Annotated in this window: 17 protein-coding genes; 13 read left to right on the top strand and 4 right to left on the bottom strand. The window is 47.8% G+C overall.

Annotation, left to right across the window (positions count from 1 at the left end):
- Positions 1–44: 44 nt before the first annotated feature.
- From maiA to ACJJIN_RS02645, 3 genes are all read left to right on the top strand, one after another.
- Positions 45–674: a maleylacetoacetate isomerase gene (gene maiA, locus ACJJIN_RS02655; RefSeq protein ID WP_444896759.1), complete on the top strand. Its 630-nt coding sequence runs from the start codon at positions 45–47 to the stop codon at positions 672–674.
- 165 nt (positions 675–839) lie between these two features.
- Positions 840–1121, top strand: coding sequence for a 2TM domain-containing protein (locus tag ACJJIN_RS02650; RefSeq protein ID WP_444896758.1), 282 nt, complete (start codon positions 840–842; stop codon positions 1119–1121).
- Between the two features lie 301 nt (positions 1122–1422).
- Positions 1423–2904 (top strand): ricin-type beta-trefoil lectin domain protein, encoded by a 1482-nt coding sequence (locus tag ACJJIN_RS02645; RefSeq protein ID WP_444896757.1) that lies wholly within the window; start codon positions 1423–1425, stop codon positions 2902–2904.
- A gap of 114 nt (positions 2905–3018) precedes the next feature.
- Here the strand turns inward: ACJJIN_RS02645 and ACJJIN_RS02640 are convergent, their stop codons facing one another.
- The 4 genes from ACJJIN_RS02640 to ACJJIN_RS02625 all read right to left on the bottom strand — a co-directional run bounded on the left by ACJJIN_RS02640 (position 3019) and on the right by ACJJIN_RS02625 (position 9973).
- Positions 3019–5442 (bottom strand): PKD domain-containing protein, encoded by a 2424-nt coding sequence (locus ACJJIN_RS02640; RefSeq protein ID WP_444896756.1) that lies wholly within the window; start codon positions 5440–5442, stop codon positions 3019–3021.
- Positions 5443–5460: 18 nt separating this feature from the next.
- Entirely contained in the window at positions 5461–8178 is a 2718-nt protein-coding gene (locus ACJJIN_RS02635; protein ID WP_444896755.1) for a TonB-dependent receptor, read from the bottom strand.
- A 263-nt stretch (positions 8179–8441) separates the two neighbouring features.
- Complete coding sequence (locus tag ACJJIN_RS02630) at positions 8442–9428, bottom strand: FecR domain-containing protein (RefSeq protein WP_444896754.1); 987 nt, start codon at positions 9426–9428, stop codon at positions 8442–8444.
- A 29-nt stretch (positions 9429–9457) separates the two neighbouring features.
- A complete protein-coding gene (locus tag ACJJIN_RS02625; protein WP_444896753.1) occupies positions 9458–9973 on the bottom strand; it encodes a sigma-70 family RNA polymerase sigma factor in 516 nt (171 codons plus the stop codon).
- A 227-nt stretch (positions 9974–10200) separates the two neighbouring features.
- Between ACJJIN_RS02625 and ACJJIN_RS02620 the strand changes: the two genes are divergently transcribed.
- From ACJJIN_RS02620 to ACJJIN_RS02575, 10 genes are all read left to right on the top strand, one after another.
- Positions 10201–10833, top strand: a complete 633-nt coding sequence (locus tag ACJJIN_RS02620; RefSeq protein ID WP_444896752.1) for a biliverdin-producing heme oxygenase — start codon at positions 10201–10203, stop codon at positions 10831–10833.
- A gap of 31 nt (positions 10834–10864) precedes the next feature.
- A complete protein-coding gene (gene exbB, locus ACJJIN_RS02615; protein ID WP_444896751.1) occupies positions 10865–11818 on the top strand; it encodes a tonB-system energizer ExbB in 954 nt (317 codons plus the stop codon).
- Entirely contained in the window at positions 11818–12252 is a 435-nt protein-coding gene (exbD, locus tag ACJJIN_RS02610) for a TonB system transport protein ExbD (protein WP_108732725.1), read from the top strand. The genes exbB and exbD overlap by 1 nt, the downstream gene beginning before the upstream one ends.
- On the top strand, positions 12249–13085 hold the full coding sequence (locus ACJJIN_RS02605) for an energy transducer TonB family protein (protein ID WP_444896750.1): 837 nt from the start codon (positions 12249–12251) through the stop codon (positions 13083–13085). Before exbD ends, ACJJIN_RS02605 begins: the two co-directional genes overlap by 4 nt.
- Before the next feature lie 239 nt (positions 13086–13324).
- Positions 13325–13741 carry a YbaN family protein gene (locus tag ACJJIN_RS02600; RefSeq protein WP_108732723.1) on the top strand — a complete coding sequence of 139 codons (417 nt, stop codon included), beginning with the start codon at positions 13325–13327 and terminating at the stop codon, positions 13739–13741.
- A gap of 534 nt (positions 13742–14275) precedes the next feature.
- On the top strand, positions 14276–15004 hold the full coding sequence (locus ACJJIN_RS02595; RefSeq protein WP_444896749.1) for a hypothetical protein: 729 nt from the start codon (positions 14276–14278) through the stop codon (positions 15002–15004).
- Positions 15005–15186: 182 nt separating this feature from the next.
- Entirely contained in the window at positions 15187–15972 is a 786-nt protein-coding gene (locus ACJJIN_RS02590; RefSeq protein WP_444896748.1) for a PhzF family protein, read from the top strand.
- A gap of 491 nt (positions 15973–16463) precedes the next feature.
- Complete coding sequence (locus tag ACJJIN_RS02585) at positions 16464–16736, top strand: helix-turn-helix transcriptional regulator (RefSeq protein ID WP_413665225.1); 273 nt, start codon at positions 16464–16466, stop codon at positions 16734–16736.
- A gap of 302 nt (positions 16737–17038) precedes the next feature.
- Positions 17039–17338 (top strand): hypothetical protein, encoded by a 300-nt coding sequence (locus tag ACJJIN_RS02580; protein ID WP_444896747.1) that lies wholly within the window; start codon positions 17039–17041, stop codon positions 17336–17338.
- 1061 nt (positions 17339–18399) lie between these two features.
- Positions 18400–19014, top strand: coding sequence for a bactofilin family protein (locus ACJJIN_RS02575; RefSeq protein ID WP_413665223.1), 615 nt, complete (start codon positions 18400–18402; stop codon positions 19012–19014).
- Positions 19015–19064: the final 50 nt, after the last annotated feature.

The following is a 19064-nucleotide window of genomic DNA, read 5'->3' as shown; positions in this document are numbered from 1 at the left end:
GACATTCAAACAGCCAAACGCCAAAACAAAGAAAAGGAAAGAGAATGGACCTTTACGGATACTTTCGCTCATCCGCCAGCTACCGAGTGCGTATCGGGCTCAACTTGAAAGGCCTGGAATACGAATATCACCCGGTAAACCTGCTCAAGGGAGATCAGCACGGAGACGACTACCGCACGCTGAATCCACACGGGCTACTGCCAACCCTGAATGATGGCGAAACCAGTCTCACCCAATCCCTCGCCATTTTGGAATGGCTGGATGAAACCCATCCAGAACCAGCGCTACTTCCAAAAGCTCCTGAAGCCCGCGCACATATCCGCGCGCTCGCGCAAAGTATTGCCAGCGATATTCAACCTATACAGAACCTCAGGGTTCTGCAGTACCTCCAGGCTGAACTCAAAGTCAGTGATGAGCAAAAAATTCAATGGATTCAGCACTGGATACACCTGGGCTTCTCCGCAATGGAGAAGCAATTAAGACCCGCGCCTTTCGCCGCTGGAGACAATCCAGGGTTGTTCGAGTGTTGCTTACTCCCGCAAGTATACAGTGCAGAACGCTTTGGCCTGGATATGACCCAGTACCCCAAAATCCAGAAAATCACAGACGCTTGCAATGAACTGCCGGCCTTTATTAAAGCCCACCCTTCAGAACAACCAGACTGTATTGTGTAGTACCCTTTTATGGATGCCTGGTCTCATCGGGCATCCTACATACACTCGAAAATTTCACTACTTGCCACATTTCATTGCCTGTGGTTAATATCTCTATCCAAACTTGAAAACAACTCGAATAATAATATTCCCCACTGCTGTAGCTAATCAGCCGAGGTCATCAATATGAACTCCCAAGACCAGATCTCCCTCAAAGAAAAAGAAGTCATTAAGCATGTCAAGAAGCTGAAGAGCTTTTACCAACACCTAATCACCTATTTATTAGTTATCTCGGGACTAGTAATTGCCAACTTAATACTCGCCCCCGGATACTTATGGTCACTCTGGGCGGCATTTGGCTGGGGTATAGGGCTCGCCTCCCATGCAATTAGCACCTTCAATTTATTTAATTTCTTTGGTGAAGATTGGGAGAGAAAGCAGATAGATAAGAGAATGGGGCGTAAATAGCAATAAATCGTGTGCGATGGGGCATCGCCAAATACAAGCATATGCTTTAGATGTTAGAGTACTTTCCCAAAGTACTCTTCTCCTAGCCCCTCACTGTCAACGCAAAAACTCCAAACACTTCCCTACTTACGAACACGAACAATTACCTGTAATCTAAACAAAAATCTATATACTCCAAGCCGTTTGACAAAAAAACAGTTAATTAACAGGCTTAAATTATCGAGCTCTGGTAACAAAGTATTAACACACTTCTTATATAACAAATAATAAATATATTATTAAAATGATAACAGGAACCCCAATGTCCTTCCTCAAAGTCTCTACAGGCGCTCTATGTCTATCACTTTGGATATCTATACCCAGCATCAGTAAAGCTGAGACTTTTCACTGGCCCGATTACCAAGCAGAAGCGGCCACCAGTGAGCGCCGTATTGATGAGCTTTATTACTTACAGCCCCATAACAGCTATGAGCGGCTAGAAAACGGTGAAACACTGACTGACTGGCTCGACAAAGGCTTTCGATCACTGGAAATCGATGTCGTAGATCACGGTGCCTGGCAAGGTAGCAGCCATGGGCCCTATGTTGCCCATGGACAAAACGACATCGGTAATCACATGTGCAATAGCAACGGAGACGATGATCATCTGGAACACTGTCTGGACGATATCAAATCCTGGCTCTCCATTAACACTATTGAAGCGCCAATAATGCTGTATATCGATATGAAAACCAATTTAGATTGGTTTAACGCCTGGTATGCAGATGAAATTTATTTGCTTGACCAGTATATCCAACAAGAGCTGGGCGACCTCCAGTACAGCTACCAGGATATGCTTACATATTTACAACAAATTTCTTCCTCAGAAAATTACCGTACCACGCTTAAAAGTACGGGATGGCCTAGCGTTGGCAACTTATTAAATAACGGCAAAAAAGTAATCGTTATTTTTACCGGAGGACAATCAGGCAACGTCAATAATCGAATGGAATCCGCATTAGACTCCTACGAGATGAGCGCATTTTTATGTCCTGATATAGATACCGCAGATCCAGAAGAATTTACCGGCTCCATTGATTCAATAGACAGCAGTAGTTCGCAAAGAATATTTTGCGGCAATGTCCAGGCTGGCGATCATTACCAGATAACAGCCAACGCAGCCGCTGAAACCAAACAGCTAATGCACCTATGGGATAGTTCTGGCGATTTTAGCAATACCGACTACGGCTATATATTTGCAGCAATCGCACATGGTGCCACTGCAATCGGGATAGATCCTGATACAGTCGCAACCACCCCCAATTATACCGGCATGGCAGTTCCTTTTGTCGGAGTAAGGAGAAGTCTTCCCGGCTATTTGAGAATCCGTTCTGCCTCAAATGCTGACTTGTGCATGACCGTCTCCCAGGGCTATAGCAATGGTTCAAACCTAAATATGAACAACTGTGGCTCCAGCAATGAACAACAGTTTGTTTATACTGCTGAAGGCCAACTCCGTCCCAAGGGTAATAATAAATACTGTGTTGACTTCAACACTGGCTCTGCTGATAACGGCGATAAAATGCACCTGTGGGATTGTGACGGCGGCAATTCGGAAAAATGGCAAATCCAGGAAAGTGGAATCATTCAGACTCGCGATAAGAACTGGACCTACTGTATAGACGCACCGGGTAGTTCAACCGAAGAGGGTGAGCGCCTTCAAATTTACAAATGTGATAAGAATGATAAGAGCCAGCAGTTTGTTTTAGAAGCAGTCAATGATTGGGCGCAGAATAGCTTTTAAGGTTTGATTACGATTAAAAAAGGGCGCCTTAGTAGGCGCCCTTTCTCAAAGAGGTCACAATGTTATAGAACCTCAGCAATAATATGTGTTACTGCAGAAGTAAGCTCTGAAAGATTAATTTAACTCCCCTGCTTCACACTGCCTCCAGCCCTCGCTAAAGATACCATCATCGATGGCTACCCAGGTTTCGTAGGTGAAGGTCAACTCCGGGATTTCTTTAATATTAAATGAGAAATGGAAGCCTTCTATTTTTTCATCTGTGCGCATACAGGGAACAGAGGGTACCCATGTCTTGAAGTCCAGAGACTCTCCCTCGCTAATAACCTGTCCCTCTGCAAGACCCTCGAACCATGGTGTAAGGCTAGCCAAACCGCCATTGATATGCTTCACCTGTACATTCTCAATGGTGTAATCGGCATCAACTGCAGTCAGAGACCATTGTAGGTATTCATCTTCGGTAGGGGATGTATCCCACCGTAAATCTGACGGAGTACCGTAGCTTGGAATATTTTCGTACGGCATGGGCAGCCAGAGGCTCTCATCCCAGGAATTGATGTTGCGCAGACGCACACCCTTAGCTTCGCTCATGGGCTCAACTTCTACAACAAAATCGTATTCCGGAGCATCGTCAATCAAATCTGTAGCGTAGTAGCGAAATACGTAGGTGCCCGCTTTGGAAAACACGGTACCAGTGGTATTTTCACAATCTTCACTATCTGGATAGTTGGTAAATTCACCACCTTCCGGCGTGCTGATCAACTCTTCATAAGTGAATACTTCATCGCCATCTGCATCAACTACCACAGGGCGATGCAACAGGGACATACAGGGCAGGATTTGGAAATAATCTTCATCAGTGGACAATCTACCCCAGTTGCGCGCCCAAACTACAGAGCGGATTTCTGGTGCAGTGTTGGAGACTTTGGCGAGACCATCATCTTCAGAGTAGGTCTTGGCATATAGACCACGATCATCACTCACGATCAAACGTGCAGTGTAGGAACCCGGCACATCAGTAATTACCTGAGCACGGCGAAGCTCACCACTCTCAGGTTCGGTGATTGCCTCAATTACGGCATTACTGCCATCGGGCCTGTCAACCAGTTCCCAGTGGAAGGTCATTTCATCATTATTAGGGTCGCTGCTGGAGGCATCAAATACCAATGCATCACCAACGAGTACAGATTTGGACTGAGCTTCGACACTACGGGTAGAAGGATAACCATTTACCTTGCCAATCTTGGCTTCCATGGTTGCTTCCAGGTCTATCTGATTGGTTCCATCAGATACGGTCATGCTTACGCGATAGGTACCAACCACATCCAGCTCTTGGATTTTCTTACCCAGCGGCTTCCAGGAACCAATATCAACGAGCTCGGCAACACTACCTTCAGGCTTTTCAATCAGCTCCGCTTCAATAATTTGTAGAGCATCACCCTCGGGGTCATAGCCAACAAAATTAAATTCAGCGCGAAGCCCCAGCTCTTGCTCACCAATACTGTAGGACGGGTAGTAACCAGTAGCCTCGATCTCACCAATTGGAGCTTCATTCGCCTCAGCTTCAGGGTCAGCCTCAACTACAATGGTTACTTCGCGCTCTTCACTCTTTCTGGCGCCATCAAAAACAAACAAAATTAAATTGTAAGTATCTGCTGCAATAGGAGTGAATTTAACGGTAGAGGTTGTCTCGCCTTCCAAATCGGGAACCGGAACACCATCAGTTTCCACTGGACTATAAGCCCACTTCCAGCGGTATTGCAGAGAGTTACCTTCCGGGTCATAACTTTCGCTTGCGTCCAGAACAACTTCTTCGCCGAGAGTAATAGTCTGGTCTTCTGTTACTGCAACAGGAGGTGCATCACCGGCGGAAACGGTTACCAGCACTTCCGCAGGCTCACTGTCAACTCCGTTGTAAGTAACAACTAATTCAAGCTTGTAGTCACCTTCGATATCCAGGTGCAGTGTAGCTTGACTAGAGTCACTGTTAGTCAGGTACGCAGCACTGTCGAGAGGCTTTTCAACCAGGGTCCATAAATATTCTAGATTTCCAGTCTCACCCGTTGGCGGAGTACTCAAGCTGCCATCAAGGCCCAGAGTATCTGTTCCGAGAATAATACTGTGCACCGGCTCAGTGATTGCCACTGGATTCGGGCTGGTTGCAGTCAGGGTCATACGAGCTGCTTCACTGGTTTCAGTACCGTCATCTACAATCAGGCTCACCACATAGTCGCCCGGGAGATCAGCAGTAAATTCAGTGTAGGCATCTTCAGTGCTGGTCAGCTCTGCCAAGCTAAGCTCAGGCCATTCAATCAGCTCCCAACGATAAGTCAGGCTTGCATCTCGCGGACTACTGCTATCAGTGCCATTCAATTGAACCGTAACATCGCCATCTGCCAGCGAGAAAGTGGTATCAGCAGGAGACAGCAAGCTGAAACTGGCAGTGGGCTTTTCCACTTTGTTATTTGAACCGCCACCACCACAGGCAACGAGTACGAGAGACAGACACAGTGTGCCCAACAGGGCCATTGCTCTTTTCATCTGTGGGACTCCAAATGTTTAATATTGATAAGTGAGACTGAGTCTTGCAGTACGCCCAGGTGCAGGCACCAAACCGAGGCTCAAGGCATCGACGTAATATTGATCGGTTACGTTGTCGACGGTGAAATCCACCGAAAAACTATCGTTAAATTGGAAGCTGCTATAAACATCTAACAGTTCGTAGCTCTGCCACAGCACCGGCTCAGTAAACCCTGCTTGATCGCCGTAATAAGGGACAGAGTTTCGCTCCCCCATAAAAGTACCGCGCAGCCCGAATTCCAATTTTTCCTGGAACAAACGGAACCCAATATGCGCGCTGGCATGCCAGTTAGGTGGGACCATATTGTTGAAATAACTGTTTTCTATACCCCAGTCCGTGCAGTAGGTACGCACGTAGCTGGCAACATCACAGACTTCAATGTGGCTGTATTTAGTACCACTCAGTTCAACTAACCACCAGTGGGCATCGTATCCAAGGTTCAACTCAAAACCTTGAAGGTCGAGGCTATCGATATTACGTATACGGAATAAATCGGAGATACCGCTACCTTGCTTGTCTTCATAGGCGTTGACCCCGGTGCGAGTCAAATAATCGTCAACATGGTTTTCGAAATAGGAAAGTTTCGCTCGAAGTTGATGATGAGCCGCAAATAGCTGGCCGTTAAGATAATTAATCCCAACCTCATTATTTTTTGCATGCTCAGGCTTAAGGGTAATATCCAGTGCGGGGCTCGATGAGAAACCAGTGGTACCTTCAAACAGGCTCGGCATACGCAAAGCCTGCGCATGGCGGGCATAGAATTGCAAACCCTTGATCGGCTCCCAGGTCAAAACCACGATAGGTGCAGTACCAGAGTGACTATTGCTGTAGTAAACGTCCTCACAGCCCCCTTCACCATCATCTACACAAGAATCAGAATCGATGCTCAACGGAAGGGGATTATTGTCTTTCGAAGAGAAATGGGTATAACGAACCCCAGACTCCAGTGTCCACTCTGGCGACGGTTGCCACTCAATGCCTGTAAACACGCTGTATTCATCACGCCCACCACTGCGGGAACCGGCATAAATACCTTCAGCGGTCTGGGTATCGCTATCCAAGTCTTCCCATTGTAGAGAAACACCATAATCCCAGCGCAATTCACCCATGGGGTAGAAGCGCATACTATTGGTGATATCAAGACCAAAGCGCTGATAGTCGTCGTTTCGCGCAGTATTATCTTCCAGGTCATTAGAGAAAAAATCCGGCGTGTTCAGGTCAGTGACTGCATCGGTGTGCCAAAAATTGACACGCAAGTCGGCCCAGTCAAATTCCACCGGCTGCCAACGGTAGCGGGCAGTGTAGGTTTGATTAAGTACTTCACTGTCGAACCACTGCCGTGGCTGCTTAAGATCTGAAAGAATCTGCGAGGGCATCATCTCACCAAAGATGCTGTTATAACGGATATAGCCCAGCTCAAGACTTTGGTCTTTTGGCAAGTAGAGACTGCTTTTTAGCAACCAGGAATCGCTAGAAAAACTCGTGTTCGGAATTCGCTCCCCGGCTCGGTAAGGGATACTTTCCCCCAGCTCACTTTCCAACTCAACCTTAGTCTCGGTATACCATGCCGTTTCCTGAGGTTCACCAATAACAACTTTCGGCGCGGGGCCATCAGTACCCGCATAGTAATTTCCCTGTTCACGCTGGGCGTGAGCCACCACCAGATCACCCCACTCAAAACGCTGGGCGCCCGCAAAGCTCGCCGCGTAACCCTCAAAATCCAACAGGCTGGACCTATCCATCCCATGGTCCGGCGCAAAGCTGTCCGGCATTGTATAGTCAGCTGTGCAATCACTAGCAAAACGGCAATCGGAGTGATAAACAGCGCGCGGCACATGGTAACCAGCATAAGTGCCCGGCTCTGGCGCTTCGCTATTGTTTCCGATACCACTGACACGAACACGGAAACCCGACAATTCACCGGGTTTTACGACATCTTCCGCTCGCAGGGTACTTACACTGACAACGCCACCGGTAGCGCCGGTGCCCTCAGCGCCCATTACCGGGCCCTTATCAATACGCAGAGACCCGATCAAATCTGGGTCGATATAGCTGCGACTGGAAACCCCAGCATATCCGCGATAAATAGTTGTTTCCTGACGGCTACCATCAATTAAAACAGGCACCCTGCCCTGCCCCTGCATACCGCGAACATTCACATCCAGCCCACCGGAATTGCGGTTTTCACTGATAAGTACGCCGGGGGTACCCTGGAAAATATCGCCAACACTGGTACCACGAAAGCGCTCAATATTTTTCTGGGTGAGGATATTTACAGAGGCGGATTCGCGAAAGGCCTGGTCTTTTTCACCGCCATCACGAGTCTCAACCTGAATGCTGTCCAGCACCATCAGATCCTGCTCTCCAGCAGACTGGATCAGCCAGGCACCACTACCAACGGGAACCGCTTGCAGGTTGGTACCGCGCAACAAGCTCAACAGAGCTTCCTCTGCACGATAGCTTCCAAATAGTGCTGGAACAGAAATAGTTTCCACCAGGTTCTCGTCGAAAGAGAGCGTTACCCCAGCCTGACGCGAGTAGAGGTTAAGCACATCTCCCAGATTGCCCGCAGGCAAGCTGAATTCGATCAACGCTGTATTGCCCTGCTGGGCTTGCGCAAAACTCGATACGGGAACTACGGCCAACAACAGTGCCAACAAGGTGGGCAAAATATGTTTTGGGGCGCGGGACTGCATTTAAGCGGCTTCCTATTCTCAGGTGTATAACTAGGAAGCCGAACGAAAATCAAAAACCCGTAATCTAAATGAGAATTATTTTGTTTTTTTTACTTCGGAGGGAAAACTAGCAATCAAAAGCGTCATCAAAAATAAAAAATGACACCTTCGGATAACTTTTTTGTGGTCATCTGGCAATAAGAGCAGGAATTAAAGGTTGCCCGTTCCGAAAAAACCGTCAGCCCGGACGCATAGGGGAAGGCAGGGAGCGATGCGACTTACTATCAGCCCGGCAATTGAATCGTTGCCCACCAGCGCGTGGTATAGCTCAGTTCAGCTCCCGCCGAACGCGCCAATATTTTTAGGATGGTGTCGATATCGTGAAGCTGGAAAACCCCGGAAACCTGGTGATCTCTTAATGCCGGATCACAGCGTAAAAAACCAACACGATAGCGAGACAACTCTTCAAGCAGTGCCCCTAATGGCATGCTCCGAGCTGAAAGCACCCCGTCAATCCATCCGCTGTAATCAAACATCTTGCTGTCCAGAGCGAGTGAACCGGCTCCAGTAAGGCGATAAGCCTCACCCGCTTTAACTGCAAAGGGCTCTATATCCGCACTCAGCTGAACCTGCACCCCACCTTCCACAACCTGCAAAATCGTGTGGTCATCGCCATTGCGGACAAAAAAGCGCGAGTCACGGGAAATCAGCTGCCCCTGAGGCACCGATACCTGCATTGGCCTCGGGTCAGCGGCACTGGTCAAGTGCATTTCACCTTTAGTCAGCACAAGGGAACGGATTGCTGTGCCCGACTCCCATTCAATGGCACTACCGGTGTTTAGCCAGACTTTGCTCTTATCATCCAGAGTATATTGGGCCGGCTTAGAACCAGAGGAATAATCGGCAGACATATACTTCAGCAAACCGGTGTCATATCCCACCAGGCCAACGGCAAAAGCCCCAAGGACACCACCGCCCATGGTTTTAAGAGCAGCCCTGCGATTTAAACGGCGAATTTCTGCATCGGTTTGATTGAGGGTGGAATGGGCCAAACGCGGCGCTCGGCGAGCCACCGTATCTAGAGGTGACTCCATCCGCTCAAAACGCTGCCACGCCAGTTCATGCAGAGGGTCCGCCGAACGCCATTGACTGCAAGCATCGCGCTCTGAGTCAAGCGCCTCACCGGAACCCAGGCGAACGCGCCAGCTAACGGCTTGCAACAGTACTGCTTCAGGAATTTTTTCTCTATTTTTTTCTGGGGCGTTTGACATCGGCAAGCAAGTTCCAAGTCCATAGAAAATTATTCGTTATCGTACGCAGCGGCATAGCACTTGAGCATGGCTTTTGCGATATATTTCTCTACTGAGGAAAGGCTCAGCCCCTGCTGCTCAGCCACCTGGCGGTATGTTAAGCCGTCTAGTCTCGCCATTAGAAATACCGTTTTCTCTATCGGGCGCAGACCACTGAGCAATTGATCAATTTGCTCCAAAAGCCCCAATAGCTCCCACTTATCTTCTGGGGAGGGACATTCCGGTTCCGGCAAATTTTCCAGCAGCGCTAAATAATTTTTCTCCAGCACTTGGCGACGGGCTTGGTCGATCAGCAGGTTCCCGGCCACTTTGGTTAACCAGGCCCTCGGACTTCGAATTCCCGCAGGCAGGCTCGGCCTATCCAGCAGACGAATAAAAGTGTCCTGAGCTAAATCCTGGGCATTATCAACACCGGAAGTTCGGCGCGCTATCCAACGGACAAGCCACTCGTGGTGCTCTTGGTAAAGCTCATCAAATCCTGGGGCTGAAGGGGTTTCCGGGGCCAAAACTCAGACCTTGCGCTGTAATCTTTTGAGGGCGGGGACTGTAAATGATATCTATTCTCATTTAAAGTAGCTGAGCTGAGAATGTTATATCAATTTGGAATAACCCGGTGAATTTTTCAAAAAATATTGATCAACGGGATGGGTTAATTTGAATTTGGTCCGTCACCCATTACAAAGCCACCGGAATAACCGGGCGGTTATTGTTTAATTTGTTTTGGAAAAATCCCGTGAGCAATCCAGCAGAATGCCAATCCGTTGAACCGACAGAGCCCACCTTTTCCGCTTGGCTGAAAGAAGGCACTAATACGACCCACGAGAGTCTAGATAAACGCATTATGTCCCTGTCACCATTTTCCAATCGCGAGCGATATGCACTGTTTGTTCGCACGCAGTCGCGACTGCATCAAGCGGTGTCTGATTGGTTTCAAAGTGACGAATTAAATAATTTTTTGCCCGGCCTGAAAGAGAGAGACCGCTCTGAAGCAGTCCTCCAGGACTGTGCTGATTTCGAAATGCCCGAGAGCGATTTAAAAGCTGATCAACAAGCCGCAGCAGAAGTCACAATTACTGATTTCCACTCTGCACTGGGCTGGCTCTACGTAGTTGAAGGCTCCAACTTAGGAGCGGCATTCCTTCTCAAGTACGCGCGCAAACATCTGGATTTATCAGAAGAGTTCGGCGCACGCCACTTGGCAGGACATGAAGACGGTCGCGGGTTACACTGGCGCCAATTCAAAACTGCGTTAGATGCTCTTGCACTCAACCAAGAGCAAAAAGAAATAGCCCTCAATGGGGCCAAACAAGCCTTTGCTTTTGCACGACAAAATGTCGAACAATTATTAGCGCCCGCTACACCCTAATTTATTTTTCACCTGAAGCCAGGAGTCGGTAATGAAAATCTGGACTGTAATTTTATTGTGCCTGCTAGGCAGCACATTGGGCCCATTGCCGGCTTTAGCGCAGGAAAATAATTCCAACTCAAGCGAACAAAGCAATACAGAAATAGTTCTCGAGGGAGATGTGGAAACCTCCGTGGGGTTGCAAGAAAATCAAGACAACTCTACCTCGACTGCAACCTCCAACATTGGAGATACCGCTTTCAGCGCACACGATTTATCTCCCATGGGAATGTATCACGCCGCGGATATCGTCGTTAAAAGCGTAATGATCGGCCTACTCTTGGCCTCTGTTTTAACCTGGGCGATTTGGCTTTTTAAAACCGTGCAGCTGGTAATAACACGTCGCAAGGCCAAACAATTATTGGCAACCCTGATCCAAAGCAAGACATTCGCAAATGCCGAATCAAAGCTTTCAGGCCAAACCGGCGGTGCCCTGTTATTGGTAGAAGCGAGTCGCCACGAACTCAACTTATCTTCAGGTGGCCCAGTGTCAGATGACGGCTTAAAAGAACGTGTTCTGGCTCGCCTGGAAAGAGTCCAGGCTTCTCTCGCTACCGACATGAACCGTGGCACCGGAATTCTGGCAACCATCGGTTCCGTCGCCCCCTTTGTCGGTCTATTTGGAACTGTTTGGGGCATCATGAACAGTTTCATCGGAATCGCAAAAACCCAAACCACAAACCTGGCCGTAGTGGCTCCAGGTATTGCGGAAGCCCTGCTGGCAACTGCGATCGGCCTGGTTGCTGCGATTCCGGCGGTAGTGATCTACAACTACTTTTCCCGGGCTATCGGCAATTATCGCGCGGTATTGGCCGATAACGTCACCGCCTTAATGGTACTGATTAGTCGGGACCTGGATCGCCACCACCCAAATGCGCGCCCGCTCGCCGAACTGGTTAGCGCGAACAAAAAGCGCGCAGTACCGCAGGTTCAGGGCGTCAACTAATGGCATTCAATCTCAACAGCAGCAATAGCGAAGAACTGCCAGAACAGCACGATATCAATGTCACACCTTTTATCGATGTGATGCTGGTATTGCTAATTATTTTTATGGTTGCAGCTCCGTTGGCCACTGTAAGCGTGCCCGTCAATCTACCCTCGGCGACAGCTCCACAACAACCCCAGGCAGAAGATCCGAAATATCTCACCCTGCAAAAGGACCTCACCCTGACTCTCGGTGAGGACAAAGTTATTGTGCGGGAGAACTTGGCTGCTGAACTCCAGGCAAATGAAATTGGCACAGAACAGCAAATCCTGCTGCGTGCCGACAGCAAAGTGGAATATGGGGATTTGATGGACCTGATGAATCGCCTTGCCAGTGCCGGATACCAGAAAATCGCTCTGGTAGGTCTGGATAAACCGGCGACCGTAAACCAATGAGCCTCTTGGCCGGACCAAAGGTAAAATCTGCAAGGCATCCGCGATTTTTTCTATCGCTCTGCGCCTTTTGCTGCGCCCTAGCCCTTCACGGACTTATTGCCGCCTATTTTTTATGGCAGCCCAAATCCGAACTGGCGCTGCCGCCTGCTGCAGCACCACAGGTATTTGAAGTCAGTATGGTAGCCGCTCCAGTGGCACCACCCACGTCGCTACCGGTAGGTCCTCAACAACAGGAATCCTCTCCCGCAAACCAGCAGAGCAACGAGCCACAAAAAACCTCTGCGCAGTCAGAGCCTGTTATTTTGCCAGAAGCCCCCTCGGAAATTGCCATTGAGAAGCCCGAAGAGGAGCCCCCCACCGAGGAAAAGGAAGAGACCCCTGAGCCAGTGGAAGAGAAGGAAATCGCACAGCAACAAGACTCCAGTGGAGAGGCTACTGGAGAAACTGCTGTTGAAGAAACATCAGCCTCTCTCGCGGCAGATGTAGCAGAAGCAGAGCAAGCTGCGGCACCGGAAGTGGGCGCCTTGAACCAGAGGGAATCACAAGCCAGATTAACCTGGCAGAACCAATTACAGGCTCACCTTGAGCGAAGAAAACGCTACCCCCGTAGCGCCCAAATACGGCGTCAACAAGGTATTCCCTGGGTACAATTCACGATGGACAGAAAAGGCAAAGTACTAAAGGTTGAGCTGCACCGAGCCAGTGGCATATCGTCTCTCGACCGAGAAGTCGTGGCCTTGGTGCGCAGGGCAGAACCACTGCCTAGACCACCAGAAGAGGTACCCGGTGATCCTCTGACAGTGGCCGTTCCGGTCGAATTTTTTATTCGTTAACCAAAATAAATTGCTTTCTCAGAACTGGGAGGCCTGGTTTCACATAAACCAGAAAGTCACCTCCCTGGACAGAGGAAATCATCCACATAATCCGTTACCCTGCACTAGCGACCTATCGGCCTGCTGACTCTATTGACTAGGTGCTGGGCAAACTGCTTATGAGCAAGCAGACCAAGCGGACAAATATTGTTACTTTTGATGCACAACTACTGCAATAAGCTAGAAGGTAGAGGTACCGAATGAAAGAATCCACTGAAGACAGCGTAATGTCCTACACCCCGCCGTTGGCAAAGGGCTGGATGCGCTGGCTGTGGGGCGCCGCTGCTTGCTTTTTTATCGCCCTTGGCATTATCGGAGCCATTCTTCCCGGCCTGCCGTCGGCTGTATTTATTGTCCTCGGTGCCTGGGCCGCATCACGCAGCTCCCAGCGCCTGCACCAATGGATCGAAGAACACCATCTCTTTGGGCATCTATTGCGGACTTGGCGCAGTGGTTATGTAAGCCGCAGAACCAAGTTACTGGCCAGCCTGACAATGGCTATATCCCTAGCTTTTGCCATCCTTCATATCAGTAATATTTACCTTCTTTGCTTTACCATTGGCGGCATCAGCTGCGGCGCCTACTGGATTTGGTCCCGGCCGGAACCCAGGGAGTAGACAACGCTAATTTCTACCCCTATTTGGCAGCAGACACCCGTAGATTTTAGCGCTATAGTCCCCCAACAAGGATTTGTCTGGGGGACAGGATGTACAACGTAGTACTTTTTTTTCACCTTCTAGGTGCAACAATTTGGACCGGTGGGCATCTGATACTTGCCTGCACAATACTACCCAAAGTTTTACGGGATAAGGATGTAGCTTTTCTTTCCCGGTTTGAAAGCAGCTACGAAAAGATTGGCATCCCCGCCCTGCTCATTCAAATACTCTCCGGGCTATATCTCTCATATACCCTACTGCCTGACTTATCGCAGTGGTTCAACTTCTCCAATCCAATTTCTCGCCTGGTATCCTTCAAACTGATTCTTTTGGCATGCACTTTCTTACTGGCAATTGACGCAAGGCTGCGAATCATTCCAAATCTTTCTGAAAAAAATCTCACTGCACTGGCATACCATATTATCCCAGTTACAGTACTGTCCGTTCTCTTTGCTTTTGTTGGAATTTCATTTCGAACGGGATGGTTGTTTTAGATTGCACCCCAGTGCATATACTGCTGAATCAGAAGGAAAAGCCAAAAACGTCCCCACTGGCTTGCTTGATCGATATACTGAGCAAAAGTGGGATATGACAGGAGTTCGGGGTTTGTCTATAGCTGAATACTATGAAGTGATTTTCGATACGCTGGAAAAAAACGAATCCATCCAAGACGGCCTTGAAAACCTTTCTTTTTGGGCTGATGGCCGAACCCCCAATTTGGCATGGCTAAAGCTGCCCACTATGCTAGGAACGGATGAACTTGACCTAGCCCAAACATGGTTCGATACAGAACTGGTAGCTGCTGGGGACTCGCTTCCTCCTTCAGTCCTATATTTCGAGCTGCGTGAATTCAGAGATAGTATCGGCCGGGAATTCCCGGATATCAGCTTAACACTACTTCCTCAACTATTTAAAAGCAGACGGGATTGGATATATTCGAATTCTGATTTGGGCTCGAGATATTTGAGAAATATTGCAGCCTTGTGTAAAGGAGCTAACAAGCCGAAACACCTAAATAGAGACGGATACATTGGTTTCAGCTTATGCTATACATCCCTCCTAGCACGAGAACTCTGCAAAAACGAACAACTTCTCCAATACAGTGAAGAAGCACCGATTAAAATTGTTGTTGGATTTTCTTCTGGAGACCTTCTTGAGATTATGCGTATATCCAACGGCCTGCATTATTACGAACGTCGCTTTGCGCAGTTAGAGAGCCTGTAAATAATTAGCTATATCTCTGTGGACTTTGAAGACCCGCCCTAAAGGACACCCAGGTATAAGTATCCTAGCTTCCCTTAGCCTTAGAAAATTGGTACCACAAAGCAATCTGGCATAAACACACCAACTATCACAATAATTTTATACTGACCGAAAATAGCATCTATTGCTCAAGGAAAAAACTAATGGAACTAGCAATTTATCAAGTAGATGCCTTTGCCTCCGAGGTATTTGAAGGTAATCCTGCTGCTGTGTGCCCTCTTGATAACTGGCTTGCGGATGAGACACTGCAAAAGATAGCTGAGGAAAACAACCTCTCTGAAACCGCATTCTTTGTTAAAAATGAAGATTCCTTTTCTCTGAGGTGGTTTACTCCTGAGGCAGAAGTAGATTTATGTGGCCACGCCACACTCGCAGCTGCCCACGTTCTATTTACTCATTTAAGATACTCAGGCCAAACCATCCAGTTTGATACAAAAAGCGGCCCACTATTAGTCCAGAGATCGGGAGCTGTCTATAGCATGGACTTTCCGGCTAGCATTCCGATATCCACAGAAGCACCAGACGCTCTTATTGATGGCCTCGGTGTCACTCCGCGAGAAGTTCTGTGCGCATATGATTATATAGCTGTCTTGGGTAGCGAAACCGATCTAAAATCTGTAAACCCAAATTTTATAAAACTCTCCCAACTGGATAAACGAGGAGTTGTCATTACCGCTCCCGGGATGAGTAATGATATTGATTTCGTTAGCCGATGCTTCTATCCAAAATTAAGGGTAAACGAAGATCCTGTGACCGGGTCAGCGCACTGTCAACTGGCACCATATTGGAGCCAACAATTTAAAAAGGATGTGCTTTTAGCTAAGCAACTCTCCAAGCGGACTGGACTAATTCACTGCGAACTGCATAGTAACAGAGTCTCTCTCAAGGGAGGCGCTGTAGATTATCTTCGCGGCAGTATTAAGATTTAATAGCTTGGAGCGTTAAATTTATATAAGGAGCCTCTAAATAAATCCGTGATGCTTCTGGCTCACAGAGATATTACGGAATTGTTCAGAAGCTCCATAAGTCATCTTGCTACGTGTTCTCATTGAAAGCTCTTCAGCTCTGCTTAGTGGTAACCTTCCCCCCCAAGAAAACAGAAAAGCTACTATCCGAACCTCCAGTTACAACCTGACTCAACTCCCTAGCCTTTTACTTATCTCAAAGTGAGAACTTAGAGTCTATAGATGTCTTCCCGACCCAGAATGTGGATCCAGGCAATAGTTAAAGGTTGTGCGCCCCTTGTAGTACATCAGTGAATCACCTAACCTTCAAACACGCCCACCATTGAGCGCAAGTCGTACAAATAGTCCATTATTTGGACAAAGTCATATGGCTGTCAGGTAGGTGTCGCAAGAACATCGTAACCAATAAGGACTGTCCCCCTGAAAATGGAGCTCAATTTTCAGAGGACAGAAGTATGGAAGTGAAAGTTAACTCAAAGAAAATTATTAAACTGAGAACAACTAGGGCTTGGAGTCAACAACAACTAGCCGATGTTGCATCATTAAGCCTTAGAACCATTCAACGGATAGAAAAAAGTGGAAATGCCTCTCAAGATTCAATAAAAGCAATATCTTCAGCATTTTCACTGAAGCCCATAGATATAATCCTTCAGGAAAACCCAAAAATATCGATGGCCAAGCAGGGCAGAAAATATCTTACCGCAATATTGGCCCTAGGGAGCCTCTGAATAACTCCGTGATACCTCTGGCATGCAGAGCGGTTCACAATCAAGGCGCGGCTTCGCAGGAATGTCTAGACCTTTCAAGAAGTCGCAACGCGGAGTGTGAATCGCTCTGCAAGCCCCGAAGGGCGGGCCTTGAAGGCCACAGCTGCTGCGTTGCAGCTCTTGCAAAGGACTAGGCCATTCGCGGCGAGCTGCGCCTAACATCTGCAGCCTTCAAGACCCGCAGAGGCATTATGGAGTTATTCAGAGGCTCCCTAGGTACGACTTTACTCTTGTATACCTCCTTATCGTCAGCTTCTCCAATAATGCTTAAGGTAGATGCCAGCACCAGAAACGAGAACCTAGCCTCCGTCCGCCTCCTCAACAACGAAGGAGATGAAAGCGAAATCCAAATCGAAAACACACTTAGGTTCGAGGTGTCTGCCGAACAAGTTTCTGAAAACCAAATTCGATTGCAGACAAAAATATATGAATTTGGAGCTTCTAGTGGTTACAAGCAGATAGCAAGTCCCATTCTGGTAACAGGGTTCAATCAAGCTGCAGAGGTAGAGTTTAAAACTTCAAACGGAACTCCGTTTAAAATCCAAATTACCCCTGAAATTTAGCCAGCCCAACAAGGCTGGCACCCCTGCCAACGCCACCAAAAATATCTCTTGGGCCTACCTTTTTTGGGTGGGACTGAGAGGTATGCGGTGAGTGACATATATCCTAGCAAAAACTGCCTGCAGCTCCACCCTATGAAAACAGCCTTCCTGAGGACACCCAATAGTCATTGCAAATAAGTGCACACTTACATTTAGGGTAGAATTTTGAAAGCGCAAGAATGCAAGGCTCAGACATTAATCCAAATGCCAACATAAACAATTCTTTACATAGGAATACATCGCATATTGCAACAATATTTTAAGCCGTAAATCATTAGCGGATTAAAAAACAGGAAACGACGATCATCACGACCAAAAGGTGCTACAAGTCACACTTTTAGCATGCAATCCGTGCTAAATTCAGCGCATTCAAGTCGAGGTCAGCTTGATTGATTGCCAGACCGAAAACGCTGGTAAGCTCGCTGTAGGTAGTATTCCAATCATATATTGTTTTGTGCCAATAGGCTCGATACCCATCAGCAGACAATTAGAAGTATGCCCTCCACAAAAGGAAGTAAATATTTACTTACAGGTCGAGCCTGAAGTAAATAGCGAGAATATAGCGATATCAACAGCAATCGCAAAAATCGATCGTAGCTTAAGGTCAGAAGAGCCTCTTCTTCACCTTGATGCAAGCACGAGAAAACGGGCATTGCAACTCTACGAGAGAGACGAAAACTGTAAAAGGACAAAGGAAGTCGTTCTTAAGGTATGTGCACAATAGGGAAAAGGCAGAGACAGGGATATTTTAGGTGACCAAAAGCACTGATAGTCTAATTTTCTTTTTTAGTAAAACACTCACAGCAAAGAAAAAAATTTGACATAAATGTAGGGCCGTTTGTTTTGATAGGTTTTATTCAGTATCAAAATAATCCGTACCCGCCATTAGAAGTGCCTTATCACTTTTGAAAATTTTGATTTTCCGATTTAACAAAAACCCAACGTATCGACAACCCTGTAACCACGGTTATCGGTGCAATCGACGCAACAGCTGACTTTTCTATACAGAGAGACTTATTTCTATGAGCACTGACAAAAGCAATGACTCCACACCATTTTTAGCAGGCATGAGCGCTGTTGAGCAGCAATCATCTCTTTCGGGCTCAGGCTCCAAGTCAGTGCTGGGTGAAGGTATTAACTTTCGTGGCGAGCTGATCGGCACCGAAGATCTGCACGTGGAAGGTACTGTTGATGGTACTGTGATCATGGTTGGCCACAACCTTTCTGTTGGCACTGGCGGTGCAGTTACTGCCAATATCCACGCAAAAAATATTGTTGTAGAGGGCACCTTGGATGGCGACGCCCTTGCCGATGAGTTGATCGAAATCCGCAACACCGCACAAGTTAATGGCAATCTGATTGCACCGAGAATCAAGCTGGACGACGGCGGTAAATTCCGTGGCTCCATGGATATGGTTGATACCGATTCCGAAATGAAAGAGCGCCACAAGGAGTTCTCTGATCGTCTGGTACACCCAGACCTGCCCGCAGCAGAAGAGAAGCCCGCAGCCCGTACTCGCGGCAGCTCTACCTACTCCTCCAGTACCACGAGCACGAGCGATTCCTCTCGCCTGTCCGACACCAGCGACTACCTCTTCGGCACTAAAGAGACCGAAGAAGAAGCTGAGGAAAGCTAGGAAACCTTCTTAGTTAATCCTCAATATGGGCCCCGGCTAATGCCGGGGCT

The sequence above is a fragment of the Microbulbifer maximicatervae (SeqCode) genome, assembly GCF_052467505.1.
Note: the sequence above shows the minus strand (reverse complement) of the source record. Positions and strands in the feature narration are given on the sequence as shown.

Coding starts and splice junctions, on each gene's coding strand:
- ACJJIN_RS02605 (WP_444896750.1), top strand. CDS start 12,249: ATGAGCCTCTTGGCCGGACCAAAGGTAAAATCTGCAAGGCATCCGCGA.
- ACJJIN_RS02575 (WP_413665223.1), top strand. CDS start 18,400: ATGAGCACTGACAAAAGCAATGACTCCACACCATTTTTAGCAGGCATG.
- ACJJIN_RS02585 (WP_413665225.1), top strand. CDS start 16,464: ATGGAAGTGAAAGTTAACTCAAAGAAAATTATTAAACTGAGAACAACT.
- ACJJIN_RS02580 (WP_444896747.1), top strand. CDS start 17,039: ATGCTTAAGGTAGATGCCAGCACCAGAAACGAGAACCTAGCCTCCGTC.
- maiA (WP_444896759.1), top strand. CDS start 45: ATGGACCTTTACGGATACTTTCGCTCATCCGCCAGCTACCGAGTGCGT.
- ACJJIN_RS02650 (WP_444896758.1), top strand. CDS start 840: ATGAACTCCCAAGACCAGATCTCCCTCAAAGAAAAAGAAGTCATTAAG.
- exbD (WP_108732725.1), top strand. CDS start 11,818: ATGGCATTCAATCTCAACAGCAGCAATAGCGAAGAACTGCCAGAACAG.
- ACJJIN_RS02600 (WP_108732723.1), top strand. CDS start 13,325: ATGAAAGAATCCACTGAAGACAGCGTAATGTCCTACACCCCGCCGTTG.
- ACJJIN_RS02590 (WP_444896748.1), top strand. CDS start 15,187: ATGGAACTAGCAATTTATCAAGTAGATGCCTTTGCCTCCGAGGTATTT.
- ACJJIN_RS02635 (WP_444896755.1), bottom strand. CDS start 8,178: ATGCAGTCCCGCGCCCCAAAACATATTTTGCCCACCTTGTTGGCACTG.
- ACJJIN_RS02630 (WP_444896754.1), bottom strand. CDS start 9,428: ATGTCAAACGCCCCAGAAAAAAATAGAGAAAAAATTCCTGAAGCAGTA.
- ACJJIN_RS02645 (WP_444896757.1), top strand. CDS start 1,423: ATGTCCTTCCTCAAAGTCTCTACAGGCGCTCTATGTCTATCACTTTGG.
- ACJJIN_RS02640 (WP_444896756.1), bottom strand. CDS start 5,442: ATGAAAAGAGCAATGGCCCTGTTGGGCACACTGTGTCTGTCTCTCGTA.
- exbB (WP_444896751.1), top strand. CDS start 10,865: ATGAAAATCTGGACTGTAATTTTATTGTGCCTGCTAGGCAGCACATTG.